The sequence below is a fragment of the Candidatus Hakubella thermalkaliphila genome, assembly GCF_013281975.1.
Taxonomy (GTDB): domain Bacteria; phylum Actinomycetota; class Humimicrobiia; order Hakubellales; family Hakubellaceae; genus Hakubella; species Hakubella thermalkaliphila.
The window spans coordinates 1-787 of the sequence record NZ_BLRZ01000373.1; the positions used below are offsets into that span (position 1 = coordinate 1).

Consider the following 787-nt stretch of genomic DNA (forward strand, 5'->3'; position numbering starts at 1 on the left):
CCATGTTAGTTTTTTAACCTAACACCATGGAGCATTATCCGAAGACGAAGCGGAGTTTTTTCCCTCCGAGCCATGGTATGGGAATATCGATATTATTGAAATTAGAGGCCACGAGTAAAGGGTTATGGGCTCGTTTTTGGAATCGTACGATAAACTCATTTGGGGTGATCTGAAGGGTCGCTGTGGCATCCACGAAATCTCTGAAGATATGTCGTGACTTGGCCTTTTGATAACCGTTACCAATCCGCAAGCTTAGGAGGCGATAGAGACTGCTGGCCATAAGGGTGAGCTGCAGATCCAAATTCACTTTCATGGCCACGGCAGAGGAGAGGGCATCCATGTGAAAGAAATCGATGCCGTCTTGAATGTTGTTCTCGATAATCATCCTTTGGGCATATCGATCGATGAGCTTTACGGGTGAAGAGGTCAGTTGATTGGTGAGCAAGAAGATAGGCTCTTCATGCCCGAGATCTGTGATGATCATCTGACGAAGGGGGCCTTCATAGTCTTTGAGGGTAACTTTGCGGTCAATGATTCGCGGGGTCTTGTGGATGCGGGACACGCCGTGGAGTTCGATCCGTCTCCAGGCCGATGCGGGCTCCTGGTGGACCTCCCGAAGCATCTTCAAAGAACGCCGCCTCAAGGTAATAAAGGCAATTCCTTGTTGATTGAGGACATTGAGATTTTTGTATGTGGTCAGTTTAGAATCGAAGATCAATTCTTCTGGGAGCCGTCCTGTCCTTTGCTTCCAGAACTCAACAAAGCGAAGAATTTCGTCATTTTGGGT

Annotated in this window: 1 pseudogene; it reads right to left on the reverse strand. The window is 47.6% G+C overall.

The window, feature by feature from the left end:
• Positions 1 to 34 precede the first annotated feature (34 nt).
• Positions 35 to 787, reverse strand: a pseudogene (locus tag HW443_RS12235) (hypothetical protein); the annotation flags it as partial.